Annotated in this window: 10 protein-coding genes and 1 pseudogene; 2 read left to right on the top strand and 9 right to left on the bottom strand. The window is 45.9% G+C overall.

Features of this window, described 5'->3' with window-relative positions:
* Nucleotides 1-31: 31 nt before the first annotated feature.
* Entirely contained in the window at nt 32-3,127 is a 3,096-nt protein-coding gene (locus tag M3085_RS11340; protein WP_249053079.1) for a SusC/RagA family TonB-linked outer membrane protein, read from the bottom strand.
* A 402-nt stretch (nt 3,128-3,529) separates the two neighbouring features.
* Here M3085_RS11340 and cls point away from each other — a divergent pair, with 402 nt between their 5' ends.
* Nucleotides 3,530-4,957: a cardiolipin synthase gene (cls, locus tag M3085_RS11335; protein ID WP_410554669.1), complete on the top strand. Its 1,428-nt coding sequence runs from the start codon at nt 3,530-3,532 to the stop codon at nt 4,955-4,957.
* Here the strand turns inward: cls and M3085_RS11330 are convergent.
* From M3085_RS11330 to M3085_RS11320, 3 genes are read right to left on the bottom strand one after another with little or no spacing between them, the layout of a single operon-like run.
* Nucleotides 4,917-5,483 carry an RsmD family RNA methyltransferase gene (locus tag M3085_RS11330; protein WP_249053036.1) on the bottom strand — a complete coding sequence of 189 codons (567 nt, stop codon included), beginning with the start codon at nt 5,481-5,483 and terminating at the stop codon, nt 4,917-4,919. The two genes, cls and M3085_RS11330, sit on opposite strands and share 41 nt — an antisense overlap.
* The gene (locus M3085_RS11325; RefSeq protein ID WP_191709987.1) at nt 5,474-6,268 is read right to left on the bottom strand and encodes a DUF3822 family protein; all 795 of its coding nucleotides are present in this window, start codon (nt 6,266-6,268) and stop codon (nt 5,474-5,476) included. Before M3085_RS11325 ends, M3085_RS11330 begins: the two co-directional genes overlap by 10 nt.
* Nucleotides 6,269-6,281: 13 nt before the next feature.
* Entirely contained in the window at nt 6,282-6,968 is a 687-nt protein-coding gene (locus M3085_RS11320; protein WP_178256886.1) for a hypothetical protein, read from the bottom strand.
* A 95-nt stretch (nt 6,969-7,063) separates the two neighbouring features.
* On the opposite strand from M3085_RS11320, the gene M3085_RS11315 reads away from it, so the two are divergent.
* On the top strand, nt 7,064-8,503 hold the full coding sequence (locus M3085_RS11315; RefSeq protein WP_178256885.1) for an ATP-dependent RecD-like DNA helicase: 1,440 nt from the start codon (nt 7,064-7,066) through the stop codon (nt 8,501-8,503).
* Between the two features lie 169 nt (nt 8,504-8,672).
* On the opposite strand, the gene M3085_RS11310 is transcribed toward M3085_RS11315, so the two are convergent.
* The 5 genes and pseudogenes from M3085_RS11310 to M3085_RS11290 form a co-directional block, all read right to left on the bottom strand.
* Nucleotides 8,673-10,178: a RagB/SusD family nutrient uptake outer membrane protein gene (locus tag M3085_RS11310; protein ID WP_249053035.1), complete on the bottom strand. Its 1,506-nt coding sequence runs from the start codon at nt 10,176-10,178 to the stop codon at nt 8,673-8,675.
* A gap of 23 nt (nt 10,179-10,201) precedes the next feature.
* A complete protein-coding gene (locus tag M3085_RS11305) occupies nt 10,202-13,228 on the bottom strand; it encodes a SusC/RagA family TonB-linked outer membrane protein (RefSeq protein ID WP_410554667.1) in 3,027 nt (1,008 codons plus the stop codon).
* Between the two features lie 242 nt (nt 13,229-13,470).
* A pseudogene (locus tag M3085_RS11300) lies at nt 13,471-14,929 on the bottom strand (MFS transporter).
* Between the two features lie 92 nt (nt 14,930-15,021).
* The gene (gene kduI, locus M3085_RS11295; RefSeq protein ID WP_249053033.1) at nt 15,022-15,942 is read right to left on the bottom strand and encodes a 5-dehydro-4-deoxy-D-glucuronate isomerase; all 921 of its coding nucleotides are present in this window, start codon (nt 15,940-15,942) and stop codon (nt 15,022-15,024) included.
* Nucleotides 15,943-16,326: 384 nt separating this feature from the next.
* A complete protein-coding gene (locus M3085_RS11290; RefSeq protein ID WP_249053032.1) occupies nt 16,327-18,612 on the bottom strand; it encodes a GH92 family glycosyl hydrolase in 2,286 nt (761 codons plus the stop codon).
* Nucleotides 18,613-18,616: the final 4 nt, after the last annotated feature.

The raw sequence follows: 18,616 nt of genomic DNA, 5'->3' as shown, positions 1-18,616 counted from the left end.
CTAATTAAGTTTATTATATAATAGTCTGGTTTTAATACGTTAGTTTTACTCCGAAAGAGAACACGCGCGATACCGGATACTTCATCGCATCATATCCGCCACATTCCGGGTCCATACCCGAATAATCTGTTATCGTAAATAAGTTCTCACCGCTGAAATAAACAGACATACTACTGTTACGGTCTTTCAGATGCGCCCATTTACGGAGTACATCAGACAAATCATAAGACAGTGTCAGGTTCTTGAAACGGAGGTACGAAGCATCTTCCAAATACCAGTCGGAAACGGTGGTAAAGTTACCGTTGGGGTCGTTTTTCGACAATCGGGGGATATTGGATGAAGTGTTGGTCGGACTCCATGCGTTCAGGATTTCTTTCGAGCGGTTAAAGTTTCCTTCCACATCACTCAGCGACATGTATTTACCGATATACAAAGCCTGTGCGCCTCCTACTCCCTGAAACATTGCGCTTAGCGAGAGTTTCTTGTACGTAAATCCGAGCGTGAAAGCATAAGTGGTTTTCGGGGTTGCACTGCCGCAATATTGGCGGTCGGCATCATCAATGGTTCCATCCCCGTTATAGTCCACGAATTTCAAATCGCCGGCTACGGCATTGGGCTGAATACGGTTTCCATCTTTATCTACATAAGCCGCAGCTTCTTCATCGCTTTGGAAGATTCCGTCGGTTTTAACCAAATAGAATGAATTAAGCGGTTCACCTTCGGCGGTTTGATATACGTATGGCAGGTTACGGAATTCTCCCCCGCCGGTCCATACGCCCGGAGTGCCGTCGGCATTCTTTACACCGATATCCGATACCCAGTTCTTTAAATAAGAGAAGTTACCACTTACGAAATATGAAAAGTCTTTATTCACGGTGTCGCTCCAGCTTACCTGAGCCTCGAATCCCCGGTTACGTACCTCGCCCTGATTAACCAGCATGGCATCGATACCGATTGTACTCGGCCAGTTCATTGTCTGGGTCTGGATAAGGTTAAACGTACGTTTGTCGAAGTAGTCTAACTGCACAGACAGACGGTCTTTAAACATGCTGAGGTCTACGCCGAGGTCGAACTGTTCAGACGTTTCCCAAGTCAGGTCGGGATTCAGGGCGGTAGAGTTATATACCACATTTCCCCACGTGGTATTACCGCTTACTCCGTATTGTCCTTGATCGGTAGAGAACTCTTTACCCAACACCAACGACTTATAATTATATCCGATAGAGCCCAAATTGCCGACACGTCCCCACGAAGCACGTATCTTCAAAAGGCTAAGCACATCGCTTTTCGGGAAAAACTTTTCGTTTGAAACCTTCCATGCCAAAGTTGCAGCCGGGAAATCGCCATAATTGTTTTCTTTCGGCAGACGTCCGGCATAGTCCCGGCGCCAAGAAGCTGTTACGAAATAGCGGTCGGCATACGAGTAAGCCAAGCGAGCAATGACTGAAACATTGGCATCCGGACCGGTCAGATAATCAGTGGCAGTGGTAGTGCCGGCATACGACAAATATTGCAGATATTCCGATTCGTCAGACAAATCTTGTCCGTTTACTTCAAAGCCACGGACGTTGTAGTGGTCTGCCGTGGTAGAGAGCAATGCACCTACCGTATGCTGACCGAATGAATTATCGTACGTCAGAGTGTTTTCGGTTTTCCATGTATCGCCACGATAAGACGATTCTGTCAGCGAGTTCGACAAATCGGGCTTTCCTACTTCATCACGGATCGGGCTGAATTGTTTGTAATAGTTGTTCTCTACATTATACGTAAAGCGGCTGTTGAATTTCAGCCCCGGTATGATGTTGGCTATTTCCAAATTGGTGGTAGACCACACGCTGGTAGTTTTGTCGTAGATATTGTCAGCTTCCAACAAGCGCACCGGGTTTACGGCATCACCGTGGATATCGGCAAAGTTACTTCCGTATTTTTCGATGTAAGCAGGGTCTTCGGTGGTAGTACCTCCATACGAACCGTCTAACGGATTATAAACCGTTGCGCTGGGCGGCATATACATGGCAGCAATAACAGCTCCCGTATAACCGCTATTCGTATCGCTCGAACGTTTCTGTGTGTTTTTCCAAACAAAATCCTGACTAACAGTTGCCCACTTATTCAGTTTGAATTTTCCGTTATAGCGTAAAGAAAGGTTTTTATTGAATGTATTTATCAATACTCCTTCATCGTTATCGTACGACAAAGACAAACGGTTGGAGCTATTTTCCGTACCTACGTTGATGGCAAGATTATGACGCTGATAAAAAGCCGTACGGAATATTTCGTCCATCCAGTTGGTACGGGTGGTAGCAATCCACGGATTCTTGGTCACGTCCCATCCATCAGGCAAATCCATGTTGGCATTGCCGTATGACAGCTTACGCATCTCAATTTCTTCTTCCGCATTCAACGGCTCGATTAAGTTGACAGCCTGACGGATGCCATACGTTCCGTCGTATGAAACCGAAGGCGCACCTTCTTTTGCTTTTTTCGTAGTAACAAGTACAACGCCACCGGCTCCCGATTGTGCTCCGTAAATAGCCGCCGAAGCAGCATCCTTTAACACGACAATCGACTCAATGTCGCTCAGCGAAGCAATGGGAGCGCCGGGAACACCGTCTACTACCCACAATACATTATCGCCGTTTTGCGAACCTTGTCCGCGGATTACGATATTCGGAGTAGCCGTAGGGTCGCCGCCGTTTGCCTGTACGGTAACTCCCGCAAGCTGTCCCTGCAACATTCCTTCGGTAGAGCTTACGGGGCGTGTAGCCAGACTTTCCGTATTATCGACCACACCTACCGAAGCCGAAAGGTCTTGCTTACGTGCATTGGCTCCGTATCCGAGTACAACCACTTCGTTTAACATCTGGGAGTTTTCTTTCAGCGTAATCACCAAATTATTTCCCGACGGGCGTATTTCTTGCGTTTCATAGCCGATGTAACTCACGGATAACACATCGTTGTTACCCACCGTCAGCTCAAATTTTCCATCCACATCGGTAATGGTTCCATTTGTAGTTCCTTTTACCATGACGCTGGCACCGATAACCGGCAGACCGGTTTCATCAATCACCGTACCGTACAGCTTTACACTTTGTTGTACGGAAGCCGTTGTCCGCACATCATTCATTTCAGGATTATCAACCGCTCCGTAGAGGGAAACCGGCAAACACAACCCCAATGAAACAATACCTGCATAATAAGTTTGTCTCTTCATACTTAATCAACTAATTACCTAAAGTTTTTTAACGCTGCGAATATATATTTCAATTTTTAAACACTTCATCAGAGTTTTTTAAGGAAGGCGATATTTCATTGTTTCGTTTCGGCTTTGAAACAAAAGCGTAACGCAGACTAAAATCGGATGAAAAAACGGAGATAAGAGCTTATTTAAATAGGCACTTATCCGTTTGCGATTTCCAACCGAATGTTTATCTTTGTGGGTAAGGTTATGTAGCACTTCCCAAACCAAAAGGCTGACGGGCGTGTTTATACATACATATAAGCAAAGGGAGATAAAACTATGGACGCTATGCTGTGGAGTACGGTATTTTCCACCCTTATTTATGTCATCTACCTCGCCGTAGTGATTACCACCATCTTTATCGTGATTCTCGACAACCGGAATCCGGTAAAAACGATGGCATGGATTCTTATTTTATTCTTCTTGCCCGTGGTGGGACTGCTGTTCTACATTTTCTTCGGGAAGAGTAGGCGCAAGGAACGACTGATAAGCCGGAAAGGATATGCGAGGCTGACCAAACGCCCGATGGAGGCATACCAGTCGCAGGCTGCACTGAAAGAGGGAATAGAGGGAAAACGTTTGGCTATTTTTTTCAACAAAGTAAACGGGGCGTTGACTTTCGGCGGAAACGGCGTGGAGTTTTATACGAACGGATACGCCATGCTGCAATCTTTGCTCCGCGAAATAGCACACGCACGCCATTTCATCCATCTGGAATATTATATTTTCGAAGACGACCCCGTAGGAAGGCTGTTACGCGACGCACTGATAGACAAGGCTCATGAAGGGGTTAAAATCAGGGTGCTTTACGATGACGTCGGATGCTGGAAAGTAGACCACGCTTTTTACGAACAAATGTTATGTGAGGGCATCGAAGTACAGAGTTTTCTGAAAGTGCGCTTTCCGCAGTTCACCAGCAAAATCAATTACCGGAATCACCGTAAACTAACCATCATTGATGGGAATGTAGGCTTTATCGGCGGTATGAATATTGCCGAACGCTACGTGAAAGGTGTTTCGTGGGGAATCTGGCGCGATACACAGGTTAAAATTTCCGGGAAAGCGGTTTACGGACTTCAAACGGCATTTCTAACTGACTGGTATGCGGTAGACCGTTCGCTGATTACCTCTGCCGAATATTTCCCAAAAATAACAGAGGCTAAGGGAGAAGCCATAGTCCAAATAGTCATGTCGGACCCGATAGGCGAATGGCGCGACATCATGCAGGGAATCATGATGGCGCTGTGCCGCGCGCAACGGTACTTTTACATTCAGTCGCCTTACTTTCTTCCTACCGAACAGGTGAAAACAGCATTACAAACGGCGGCTCTTGCCGGTATAGATGTAAGACTCATGTTGCCCAAACGGGCAGACACATGGTTGATACACAAGGCTTCGTTATCGTATTTAGATGAAATGATGCAAGCCGGAGTGAAGATATACCTTTACCGGAAAGGGTTTTTACACGCAAAGATGATGGTCAGCGATGACGAACTTTCCACCGTCGGCTCTACCAACATGGATTTCCGCAGCTTTGAACATAATTTTGAAGCCAATGCTTTCTTCTATGATAAGAATACGGCACTGACTTTGAAAAACATATTCCTTGAAGACCAAAAAAGCTGTTTGCTCTTGTCGCCTAAGATATGGAACAAACGTTCTTGGAAAAATAAGGTCATAGAGTCGGTGGTTCGGCTGCTTGCTCCGCTGCTTTAAAAAACGAAAAGTTCACGCTCCCGTAATGCCGGTGTTCTACGAAACAGGGATGGGCATCGAAACTCAAATCTTTTCCATGTTCTAAAACAAACAGTCCGTCGGGCTTCAGCAAACCGTGTGCAAACACCTTATCGGGAATTGTTGACAATTCTTGTAAAGCGTAAGGAGGGTCGGCAAAAATAAAATCAAACTGCTCGCCGCAACGCTCCATATAGCGGAATACATCTCCCCGCAACGGGAAACAACGGTTGGTATTTACCTCACGCATCACTTTACAAATAAACGCATAATGCTGAGGGTCTTTCTCGACTGATACCACACGGTTGCACCCGCGCGAAACCAGTTCGATGCTGATGCTTCCTGTTCCGGCAAAAAGGTCGAGCGCGGTTATTCCTTCTTCAAAATCGAGGTAATTAGTCAATACATTAAACAGATTCTCTTTCGCAAAATCGGTTGTCGGGCGCGCTTTAAATGTATGAGGTACATCAAAACGCCTGCGCTTATAAATTCCGCTGATTACTCGCATAATATTAAAGATTGCATATCGAATGGGATGTTGTCTTCCATCCGGGGATTAATAATAATGACATGACGCACGTATTTCTTCAAACACTCTAAAACTTCCGTACGTTCGGCTGCCGGCTCTCCGCATACGTGCAGTTCGTCATGTTCTTGGTCGTAACCTAACTGCTTCCATATACCAAGCAAATAGTAACAACAATCTTCGGTAGAAGATACGGAATAAGTGTTGACCAGTTGCAAACAGTCTTTACCAAAGGCTATGACATCAACCGTTTCGGGCTGCAGGTGTACCAAAAGCCTGCGCCGCTCACTGCCTTTACTCTGCTGACAAAAGTATTCGGTCAGCGGACTTATTGTGGCAAAGAAACGGGCATCCGGGAAATGTTCAGTAAGAAACAAATGGCTCAACTTATCTAAGGCGAAAAGAATAACCACGTTGCTTTTACCTAACACATTGCAAAGTATTACCTCGTTATTCCGGCGCGGCAGGTTTTGATAAAACAACGTATCGGTAAGTTCGTCTTCATACCATTCCAACGGTACCGATGTGTAACGCTCCGTATGTACCAAGATATTAACCTGTTTATACCGATGCTTTATCTCTTCTGCTTCTGCAAGAAACTGTTTGAGGTTTGCCGCCATCGAATGACGTGCGTTTACCGGATAAAAAGAATAAAAACACTCCCTGTTGTCTTGAGGATTGAAAACAGAAAAAGAAAATCCATCCGTACTAAGACGGATGGATAAATTGTATTGAGCTGATTGGGTAAAATCAATCGGTACAGTCATATATATAATACTCTTATTCCCAGTTACCTGCGTTATTATTAGGTTGTTCGATATCGCCTACTTTCAAACCGCAATATTTACCTAACTTGCTTTGTACGTCTTTCAGGTTATTCAACTCCTGTTCGTTGATTCCTTTCAAGTAAACATCATAGTCTACATTTGCTTGGAAAAGGTTCAAAGGCATACCCGTATCCAATGTATCTCTGCGACTTTGCATCTGGAACTTGGCTCCATTGCCGTAAGGAACATAAGGCAAAGAGTCCGGGTTAAATCCTTTTTCGAAAATCGTATCCATCACTGCCACCCACATCGTGTCACGGCGGAAGTTCTGCAAACCTTCTTTTTCTACATCTTTCCAGTTACCCGTCTTTTTGGCTTTATTGATAAGTTCCATTGCTTTCTTTTCCGTCATACCGCTGTTCAACTGGTCATCGGTCAGCGTACCCACTTTCATGATGAAAGGCAGCTTCGCTGTTTTCACGAAAGTAATCAATGAATCAAAATTATCGGTATATGCCCCTTGATGCATCGAACGGTATTCCTGTTGCGCCTTACGGATATCGATCAAACGGGCAATAATCGCTTTCTCTCTCAATTTTCTTTCTTCATCGAAATGAATAGGTCCCATTATACTGCCATAGCATATATAAATCAAAGCAATGACACAGGCAGCCAACACAAGATTAATAACTGTTTTCATGATAATATTGTTTTTTTAATTTATATTCGTAGCGTCAAATAAAACACTTTATCCGAAACATACTCATAGTATTATGTGATTTTTTACGTACAGATATGCTGATTAATGATTTATCGCAACAAATTAAACGAAAATTTTTATATAAACCAACAGTAGAGCAAGAAAAAGCTATAAAATCTTTTGCAGATTTTATTCTTTCGCCTTCTGCTGATGCGATTTTCGTGATGAAAGGATATGCCGGAACCGGAAAGACAACATTGACCGGAGCTTTGGTGAAGGCGCTTGAAGACTTGAAATACAAGTGTGTTTTGCTTGCACCCACCGGAAGGGCTGCTAAGGTTTTCGCCCGAAATGCCGGACATTCGGCTTATACCATCCACCGGAGAATCTACCGCCAGCGTGTTTTCTCGAACGAAACCGATAACTTTACACTGAACAACAACCTTCACCGACAGACGCTGTTCATCGTCGACGAGGCTTCGATGATTGCCAACGAGGGATTGTCGGGCACTATCTTCGGGACAGGACGACTGTTAGACGACTTGATTCAGTATGTATACAGCGGAACGAACTGTAAGTTGATGCTTATCGGAGATACTGCCCAGCTTCCTCCCGTGGGAGAAGAAGAAAGCCCTGCGCTGTCGCCCGGTATCCTGCAGGGCTACGGATTGGAAGTTACGGAATGCAGCCTCACGCAGGTGGTCCGACAGGCGGAGCAGTCGGGGATTCTGTATAACGCCACGCGGCTGCGGCAATACATCGATGCGGAGGATTGTTTTTCACTGCCTCGTGTCCGTACCGCCGGATTTGCCGACATCCGGACGATAACGGGCAACGAACTGATAGATACGTTGAACGAGTGTTACGAGCAAGCGGGCACAGACGAGACGATTGTGATTTGCCGGTCGAACAAAAGGGCGAATCTGTATAACAACGGTATCCGTAATACGATTCTGTATCGGGAAGACGAGCTGAATTCGGGCGATATACTGATGATTGCCAAGAACAACTATTATTGGGGCACCGGCTGTAAGGAGCTGGATTTCATTGCCAACGGAGATGTAGCCGTGGTACGCCGCGTACGCCGCAGCCATTCGATGTACGGATTCCGGTTTGCCGATGTGGTTTTGTCGTTTCCTGATTACGGGGATTTGGAATTGGAGGTGAAAATACTGCTCGACACGCTGCACAGCGACGCTCCTGCCCTGACCCGTGAACAAAACGAACGGTTATTCAACAATGTGCTTGAGGATTATGCCGACTTGACAACAAAGCGCGAACGGATGAAAAAAATGAAAGAAGACCCATACTTTAACGCGCTTCAGGTAAAATTTGCCTATGCCGTAACCTGCCATAAAGCGCAAGGAGGGCAGTGGCAACGTGTTTTTCTTGACCAAGGATACATGACGGAGGAGATGCTTTCGCCCGACTACTTCCGATGGCTGTACACGGCGTTCACCCGGGCTACGGAGACTTTATATTTAGTAAACTGGCCGAAAGAGCAACTGGATGGGGAAGAAAACCGGAATGGGTAAGCATCTATTCCGAAGCCTCAGCGTATAAACTTTATAACCCGCCCGGCTGAGTTGTACGACTCACCCAAGCGGGTTATACAACTCAGCAAGGCGGGTTGTATAACTCACCTTGCCGGGTCATTATGTTTATACGCATATATAATAAAAACAATCTATAAGCGCGGTAATCTTATCGTTCGTTCTGCACCATATTGGGGTTGGCATCCATTTCCGACTGCGGAATGGGCAACGCGATACGAAGGTCGTTATATTGAATAGTTATTGCGTTATTATCTTTCAAAGTCGCCAAATGCCATCTGCCGCTGCGTACTATCGGTATCCGGTTACGCAGGTAGTCATAGAATATCAGCCCCTCGCCCACTAACTCTTTGCGGCGTTCTTTCATGATGCGTTCTATTGTAAAGTCGGCAGCCGAGTTGACGCGCATTGCAGCATTCGGCGTACGGTTGGCTATCAGTTCGTTCAAGTAATTCATACCTTCGGTCTGTTCTGCTCCTCCTAATTTTAATCCGGCTTCGGCTGCATTCAAATAAACTTCCGACAGACGGATAATGCAGATGTTGTTATCGTGCGGGTCGCCGTTCTTTCCGGGGAACTTTCCGAGAAAGACATTGCGGTTACGAGCTGCTTCGGGCAGTCCCTCGTTATTTTCGATAACAGAAGGTTGGGCTACGCAGTGGCGGACATCTTGGGCATCTTCGTCAAGCAGATTCAAGAAATCTTCGGTCAGAATCAGGTTATTCCAGTCAGTTTTGGCTTCGTTGGCGTAAACCATCGGCGCGCCTTCACCTCCCGTACCTCCACCCCACTCTGAGGGTTCGGAAATACTGATGTAGAGTTCGAAAAGCGATTCCGACTGAAAATCTTGCCCCCACACGTTGGGATATTCGCTTTGCGTGTAAAGCGAGTAGAGGTTTCCGCTGTTCTTAATCACATCTACCGCTGCATCGTAAGCGTCCCGGTAGTTGCCCATGTTCAGGTAAACCCGCGAAAGGAGTGCCTTCGCCGCCCAATAGTTGATGTAGCCGTCACGTCTTTCACGGCTCAACCCGTCGAGGGCATCGGTCAAATCGGTTACCACTTGCGTGTAACACTCTGCCACGGTATTACGCGCCGGACGATGATCCGGATTTTCGGGACTCAGCTCGATAGGCACTCCGAGTGAAGCCCCGTTATCGTTGGTATAGGGCATACCGAACATGCGCGTCAGGTTAAAGAGTGCCAGCCCGCGCAATACGAGGGCTTCGGACTTAATGGCATTCACCTCTTCGTCAGTTCCTCCGGGAATATTTCCTTCATTTACCCGCTGAATGATGTTATTCGTCTGACGGATAACAATGTACGGACGTTGCCACGGCAGGGTGATATTCAGATTATCGTCTGCCAACACATTATATTCATAGTAAGGAGATACACGCCTGCCCGGTCCTTTACTCTCGCGCGCCTGCACGTCGGCAGCGCGGCAATCGCCATAATACCAATGGTTATCCCCGTAATAGCTATGCTGAGAGGTTTGGCGGTACACACCGTTCAAGGCTACTTCAAGGTCGCTATACGTAGCGAGAGCTTGGTCGGTGGTTACTGAAGTCGACGGGTCTAAGTCAAGCCAGCTACTCGAACAGGATGTTCCGACAAAGGAAACAGCCGCCAACACATATATATATAATCGTTTCATAAGAAAATACCTTTTAAAATGAATTAGAATGTTAACTGAACTCCGAAACTAAACGTGCGCATGGCGGGAGCTTCGCAGAATACTTCTCCGTTGACCGGCGTTTCGGGGTCGTACTGATCCCACTTAGCCCACGTCAAGAGGTTGCTTCCGGAGAAGTAGATACGCGCCCGGTCTATCAAAGCCTTGCTTGTCCACTCGGAAGGCAATGTATAACCGAAGGTAAGGCTCTTCAGGCGCAGATGGTTGGTACTATGAATGTAACGTGAAGAGTTGCTTATAGAAGCATTCTGACCATACACGAAGCGCGGAACATCGGTTACGTCTCCCGGCTTTTGCCAACGGTCTAACGCATAGACGGGCAGGTTATAACCCTTGCTTCCGCTATCCCCGCCATAAATGGAGGATGTTCCGTTCTCGATGTAGGTTCCGGCTTTATCGAACGAATAGCCGCCCAATGAGTACGTCAGCGTAAAACTCAAGTCGAACCATTTGTAGCTTAATATGTTGGTCAAACCTCCCGAAACTTTCGGCTCGGCAGACTTATACGGAATGGCTTGTGCCTCATCGGGGTTTGTAGTAAGACTACGGTTGTAGTTCCCGTTTTCGTCCTGCGTATTCAGATAGTATTGGGCTTCTCCGGTCTGCGGATTAACACCGGCATACTCTTTTACGTAAAACGTATAATAAGGATAGCCCACTTTATGGATAAACCAATTGCCTTCGATAGACTGGTCAAGCTCGCCGTTCAACGAAACCACCTTGTTTTTGTTGTGGCTCAAATTCAATACCGTTGTCCAGTTAAAATCGTTTGTGGCAAAGTTCAATGTTCGCAACTCCAGTTCCACACCTTTGTTGTTCAGTTGTCCTACGTTTGCAAGGTAATTGGTAAACCCTGTGGTGCTGCTGATCGGCATGTTGTAAAGCAAATCTTTCGTATCGCGGTTATAATATTCCACCGTCAGGAAGATGCGGTTGATGAAAGACAAGTCGACACCGATATTCAGGTTATAGTTCTTTTCCCACTTCAAATTCGGGTTCGGCTGAGAAGATTCGTAAGAACCCGACTGCTCCATGTAATTCTGTCCGTAAGTATATAACCCCATGTATCCGTACAGTGAGCCGGGCTGGTTACCGTTCACACCGTAAGATGCACGTATCTTCAAATCGCTCAACACATGCTTCAAAGGTTTCATGAACGATTCGTTTGAGATATGCCACATACCCGATACCGACCAGAAGTTCCCCCAACGTCCTTCAGGAGCAAGGCGCGAGCTACCATCGCGACGGAAACTTCCAGCAACATAGTAACGGTCATCGTAATCATAGTTCAAACGAGACACGTAAGATATCATGCGGTAATCTTGCGTAGACGACTGGAAAGCACTCAAAACGGAAGCATTGTCCGGTTCGGTAAGAATCTCGGAAGGAAGTTTGTATTTCTCGCCCACTGCCTTATCCGTTTGATAACTTTCAACCTCGTAAGCAGCCAGTACATCCAGATTATGCTTATCGGCAAAGGTATGGATATAGTTTACAGAAGTAGAAGATATCAGTTTCCCGTATTCAATGAATCCTTTCGCCGTGCGGGCATCGCTTCCGCTCTTTGATCCGGCAGAACTCAAAGGATTGTAATAACGGGCATCCTTCTGTATGTTATAGTCATAACTTAATGTTTCTTTTATCTTCAGTCCCTTTATCGGTTCTACCGAAGCATAGCCCGTAGCAAACATACGGGTCATGCGGGTACGGTTATAGTCGGTTAATATATCGCGCAAGGGGTTCAGCGAAGTGCCTTCGTATGCACCTACGTAATTCCCGTTCTCATCGCGTACCAGCATGGACGGATTCATCGTGACGGCTGTCGCGAAGAACGGGTTTATGGCAGAGCTTCGTTCCTCATTCAGTTCCTGATTCAGTTGCGAAAACATCATGTTTCCTCCCACTTCACCGTACCGCCCTACTTTTTGCGTCATGTTCAAACGTGCCGAGTAGCGTTCCAATGCCGAGTTTTTTGCCAGACCCTCCTGCTTGTTATACCCCAACGAAGCATAAAACGTAGTACGGTCGTTACCTCCCGATACGGAAGCCTCGTAATCTTGCTGGGTAGCGGTACGCAGCAATTCCTTGCTCCAATCGGTGTATCCCATCGAAGGAATGGAAGCATATTTGTCAATTTCCTGATCGGCGTAAGCGGTGGGCGAAGACATGCCTCGGTCTTGCGCATAATTTACCAAACCTTCGTAAAGCATCATCCGCCGATCGTCTCCGCTCAGCGTAGGACGGAAATCGACAGCCGAATTTGAGAAACCTCCCGAAATGTTCAACGAAACTTGTGCCTTGCCAATGCTTCCTTTCTTGGTGGTAATCAAAATGACCCCGTTTGCCGCACGCGAACCATAAAGCGAAGCCGCTGCCGCGTCTTTAATCACCGTAATGTTTTCGATGTCAGAAGGATTCAAGGTTGCCATGATGTTGGTCTTCGAGTTATTCATGTACGAAGCATCAAGTCCTCCACTGCTTAGGCTTCCGGAAGTTACAGGCACACCATCAATCACAAACAAAGGTTCCTGTGAAGCATTGAACGACCCCATACCGCGGATACGGATGCTTTGGTTGGCTCCCGGCTGTCCGGAACTGCTGGTAATATTCACACCCGTAGTCATACCTTGCAGCTTTTGTTCCACACTCATCACGGGGATGTCTTTCATCATGCTCCCCTTTAACGTATTTGCAGACCCGGTGAACGAAGACTTTGTAAAATTACCATACCCCGTTACTACAACTTCTTCCATAGCCACGGCATCGGGCTGCATGACAATGTTCATCGTATTCCGCTTGTTGGGAATACGGACTTCGAGTGTTTTCATTCCTAAGTACGAAACCGTAACCATCTTATAATCCGGCTGTACTTCTAACGAAAACTTTCCGTCAATATCGGTGATAGCCCCTTGCGATTCATGCCCCAGAACTGCGATAGCTGCACCAATCAACGGTTCGCCATCTTCCGAAGAAATGACAGTTCCTGTAATGACACGCTGCTGAGCAAACATTTGCAGGCATACCAACGAAAAGACTAACAAACACACTCTTCTAATTGTAAAATGAACTGTTTTCATATATTTTTCCATATTTGACATAATTTCTCATGCCAAAACAATTCCATTCTACAATCTCAATTATTATTTTATGTTAACACACTGTTTGACAACAAATTAAATAAGACAATATTTACAGTCTGTATTTACAATAAATGTGGAAGAATGTTGAGAAGTGTTGAATTATTCCACAGTTACTATTTCACTTTTATTAATTTATACTGCGGAACCAGCACTTTCATAATGCACCATCCTGCCAGATATGCCACGGCACACAAACAAAAAATAATGAAATAACCGGCTTCTTTCCCAACAAATCCCATAAACTCCATCTGAACCTCGGTAGCATAATCAAAGAGATACCCCGAACAGATGTTGATAAGAAACGCACTGATTCCACCTGCCATGCCACCTATCCCGATAACGGTTGCCACTGCACTACGGGGAAACATATCGCTTGCCACGGAATAGATATTTGCAGACCAAGACTGATGAGCCGCACCTGCAATACCAATGATGATAATAGGAAACCAATAAGAATAATTTCCGAGGGGCTGGGCAAATAATGCGAGCAACGGGAAAAGCGCAAAAATAAACATGGCTTTCATACGGGCTGCGTAAGGATTTTTACCTGTACGGTTGATGATTATCGTAGGAAGTTTGCCCCCGTAAACAGACAGCATCGTTATGGCGTAGAGTACAAATATCAGCCATTGAGCAGTAGGAGTATCTGACGCAAACCCATATACATCGGAAATATAGGCAGGAGCCCAAAACAGAAAGAACCACCAGACCCCGTCGGTCATGAATTTACCCAGAGCTACTGCCCACGTCTGACGGTAACAGAAACATTGCCAAAGCGTAAGTTTCTGTCCTTCATCTTCTAACGGACGAGCTTGCTTTTCTTCTTCATTATCCTGACGGATATAAGCCAGCTCGGCAGCGTTCATATACTTGTTCCTTTCCGGCTTTTTATAAACAAAAACCCATAACCCCATCCATAAAAAGCCTAATGCGCCTATTACGATAAATGCCATTTCCCAACCGTTGCCTATGCCTATCTGTTGAAAATAGCGGGCCAGCGTAGGGATACTTACCGGAGCTATCAGTGCACCAATCGTAGCGCCTGCATTAAATATGGCGGTAGAAAACGCACGGTCTTTTTTAGGAAAATATTCTGCCGTAACCTTGATGGCTGCCGGAAAGTTGCCAGCCTCTCCTACACTCAATATGATGCGGGCAGCAATAAAATAATACACGCTTGTAATGGCTATGACAGAAGTAACGGCTCCCGTAGCTTCTATCATACTTTGGGCGTCGCTTATACCGACGGTCATTTCGATAGCCCATCCGCAGAAAGCATGAAGACAAGCCCCTACCGACCAGACTCCGATAGCCCACAGATACCCCCGGCACGTTCCTAACCAGTCGATGAAACGTCCGGCAAACAAATTAGCCACCGCATAAACGATAGAAAAAACAGCCGTTATCAGACCGTAATCGGCATCCGTCCAATGAAATTCGGGAGCTATAAAGTCTTTCCATGTCAGCGAAAGCACCTGACGGTCAAGGTAATTAACCGTGGTGGCAAAAAAACAACATGCCACAAACCAACCATCGGTAGTTTGTTTTCTTAGTATTAGAGGTGTTCTTCATGATTTCAAAGGTTTTATTAATAACAAGGGTGAGTCAGAGCGACCAACCTTTGTAGTTGCCGTCCCTCCGACACACCCTCCAAGCGCGCGTTGTCAGCGCATTTCTGTATAAGGAATCTTATCCATATCGTTATAATCCAAGTTTTCACCTGCCATACCCCAAATAAACATGTAGTTGCTGGTTCCGGCAGCGGCATGGATAGACCATTCGGGCGACATGATGGCTTGTTCGTTATTCAGCCATACGAGGCGTTCTTCTTTCGGCTCTCCCATCAGGTGGCAGATGCGGTTTCCTTCGGGTACATTGAAATAGAAATAAGCCTCAATACGCCGGCTGTGTGTATGGGCAGGCATGGTATTCCACACACTTCCCGGCTTCAATTCGGTCAGTCCCATCTGCAACTGGCAAGGACCTTCTTCCAATACGTTATTCACAATCAGCTGGTTAATCACGCGGTCATTGCTTTCTTCCATTTTCCCTGCCGGAAAGGAATTGGCTTTCAGCGAACCTTTACGTCCGTCGATGGTTACCAACTGTGTTTTATACTCCTTGTGTGCCGTAGCCGAGTTGATATAAAACTTAGCAGGATTGGCTGCATCTTTACTCTTAAACGTTACCTGCTTATTGCCACGTCCTACGTAAAGGGCTTCTTTGAATTTCAATTCGTATGCTTTTCCGTCTACCGTCACTACGCCATCGCCTCCTACATTAATCACTCCCAACTCCCTGCGTTCAAGGAAATACTGTGCCTTCAGGGGGTCAATAGTATCTAACGACAATTCTTTGCTTACAGGCATCGCTCCGCCGAAGATAAAGCGATCGTACATAGAATAAGTCAGATTGATTTCGTCGGCAGCCATTACTTTATCCATCATGAAACTGCTCCGCAACCTGTCGGTGTCGTAATGTTTTACGTCTTGCGGATTACAAGCCGTTTGCATCTTGTAGTTCACTTGTGCATTTACCGAGAGAGCTATCGCTCCCAACATCATAGCCGTTGCTAATTTTTTCATTGCTTATATGGTTTTTAATTATGTTATTTCATAGCAAGTTCCGGATGTGAACACAGCTGTTTTTCATTCATCTTTTATATTTATCCACGTATTCACGCCCCAAATTTAATGCTTTTTTTTAATCTGCAATTATAAAGAATGTTATTTCGTTATCGCACACGACAAGCATTGAGAGGGTTTTACAACGCTACTCGAAGCGTTGGTCCACGCTATGGGATGCGTTATGTCATTCATCCCATAGCGTTAAGTAACACTTCCCAATGAATTTTCAACTCCCGATGCTAAGAAATCCAGCAGACATACGGACAAAAAATAAAGGATTCGGAATACGCTCTACCGCGTAACCGAATCCTTTACCGTCAAATCAGATAAATCTGGTTCTTATTATTTCTTTTTCAATTCGTTTGTGAACGAATACGGAAGGTCTTCTGCCTGCACACCTCTCGACTTATTCGGAGTGTCGCCCATACGGATATCAATCGTAGCACCGTTGGTAAACATCGGGAACGTGTAGTAGTTCTTCGTATACTCCTGTCCGTTTACTTTCATATCTTGGATGTAGATATTGCTTTGGCTGTTTTCGGGAGCATTGATTACCACGTTCTTTCCGTTTTCCAAGTGGATGGTTGCTTTCTTAAACAGCGGAGCACCCAATACGTACTGGTCGGTTCCCGGACAAACCGGATAGAAACCTAAGGCTGAGAATACATACCATGCAGAGGTCTGACCGTTATCTTCGTCACCGCAATAAGCGTCCGGAGTGGGTGTATACATGCGGTTCATTACCTGACGCAACCAGTATTGGGCTTTCCACGGCTGCTTAGCGTAGTTATACAGGTAAATCATGTGCTGTATCGGCTGGTTTCCGTGAGCATAGTTACCCATGTTCATCACCGTCATTTCGCGGATTTCGTGAATCGGGAAACCGTAATAGCTGTCGTCGAAGATAGGCGGAACGGAAAATACCGAATCCATCATCGTTACAAACATTTCGTCGCCTCCCATCAGGTCAATCAATCCTTGCGGGTCGTGGAATACTGACCAAGAGTAGTGCCAGCTATTGCCTTCGGTAAAGGCATCGCCCCACTTCAGCGGTGAGAACGGTGACTGGAACGTACCGTCGGCATTCTTTCCGCGCATCAGCTTGCTTTCCGGGTCGAACAGGTTCTTATAATTCATGGCACGCTTAGCGAAAAGATTGATTTCTTTCTTCGGACGTTTCAGGTCTTTAGCCAACTGATAAATACACCAGTCGTCGTAAGCATACTCTAACGTACGCGCTGCGTTTTCGTTGATTTTCACATCGTAAGGAACATAGCCCAACTTGTTGTAATATTCATATCCCTGACGTCCGGTAGAAGAAACTTCCGGATGAACGTTTTCCGTACCGTGAATCAAGCCTTTGTACAGCGTTTCAATATCGTCTACCTTCACGCCTTTCATGTAAGCATCGACCAAAACCGAAGCCGAGTTGTTACCAATCATACAGCCTCTGTGTCCCGGACTTGCCCATTCGGGGAAGAATCCGCTTTCTTTATAGGTGTTAATCAAACCTTCTTGGATTTCCTTGTTTACCGAAGGATAAGCCAGATTCAGCAAGGGGAACAAACAGCGGAACGTATCCCAAAAACCGGTATCGGTGTACATGTATCCCGGAACTACTTCGCCGTTATAAGGGCTGTAATGTACCACCTGACCGTTTGCATCGATTTCGTAGAACTTGCGAGGGAACAACAGTGAGCGGTAAAGACATGAATAGAACATGCGGTACTGGTCAAGGTTTCCGCCTTCTACCTCGAATCGGCCCAACATTTCATTCCACGCATCTTGTCCTTTCTGAACCAGTACGTCGAAGTTATCCGAGCCTAATTCTTTCAGGTTCAGCAATGCCTGTTCGTGGCTGATGAATGAAGAAGCCACACGTGCGTGTACTTCTTCGCCCTTCTTCGTAGCAAAACCGATAATCGCTCCGGCATGGTTAGCTTGCTGCTCTACCTTATTTTCGGTCACCACGCTGTCGGCAACCGTTGCACAATAAGTAAACGGTTTGTCAAACTCAACTACAAAATAGTTTTTGAAATTGGCAGGAACACCGCCGCTGTTACGAGTCGTATATCCGATAATGCGGTTATTCGCCTTGTCGATTTTAACATACGAACCTTTGTCGTAAGCATCTACCACCACGTATGAATGTTCGTTTTCGGGGAAAGTGAAACGGAACATGGCAGCGCGTTCGGTAGGAACAAGCTCGGTTACGATATCGTAGTCAGCCAAATACACCTTATAATAATAAGGCTTTGCAGTTTCTCCTTTATGCGAGAACCAGCTTGCACGCTTATCTTCGTTAAACTCAGGAGCATTGACCATCGGCATAATGGCAAACTGTCCGTAATCGTTAATCCACGGACTGGGCTGATGGGTTTGCTTAAAACCTCTAATCTTTGTTGCCGTATACTGATATGTCCATCCGTCGCCCATCTTTCCGGTTTGCGGTGTCCAGAAATTCATACCCCACGGACGGGCAATCGCCGGATAAGTATTTCCGGTAGACAGTTCGAAAGTAGATTCTGTACCTACAAGCGGATTCACATAGCTTGCATAATCTACCGTAGCCGCTTTTGCAAAGCCCAAGAATCCTACTAATAAAATAAGTAATGATAATTTTTTCATGGCC

Source organism: Bacteroides caecicola, assembly GCF_023337095.1.
Taxonomy (GTDB): Bacteria; Bacteroidota; Bacteroidia; order Bacteroidales; family Bacteroidaceae; genus Phocaeicola; species Phocaeicola gallinarum.
The sequence above is the reverse complement of the archived record's forward strand: the minus strand, read 5'-3'. Positions and strand labels throughout refer to the sequence as shown.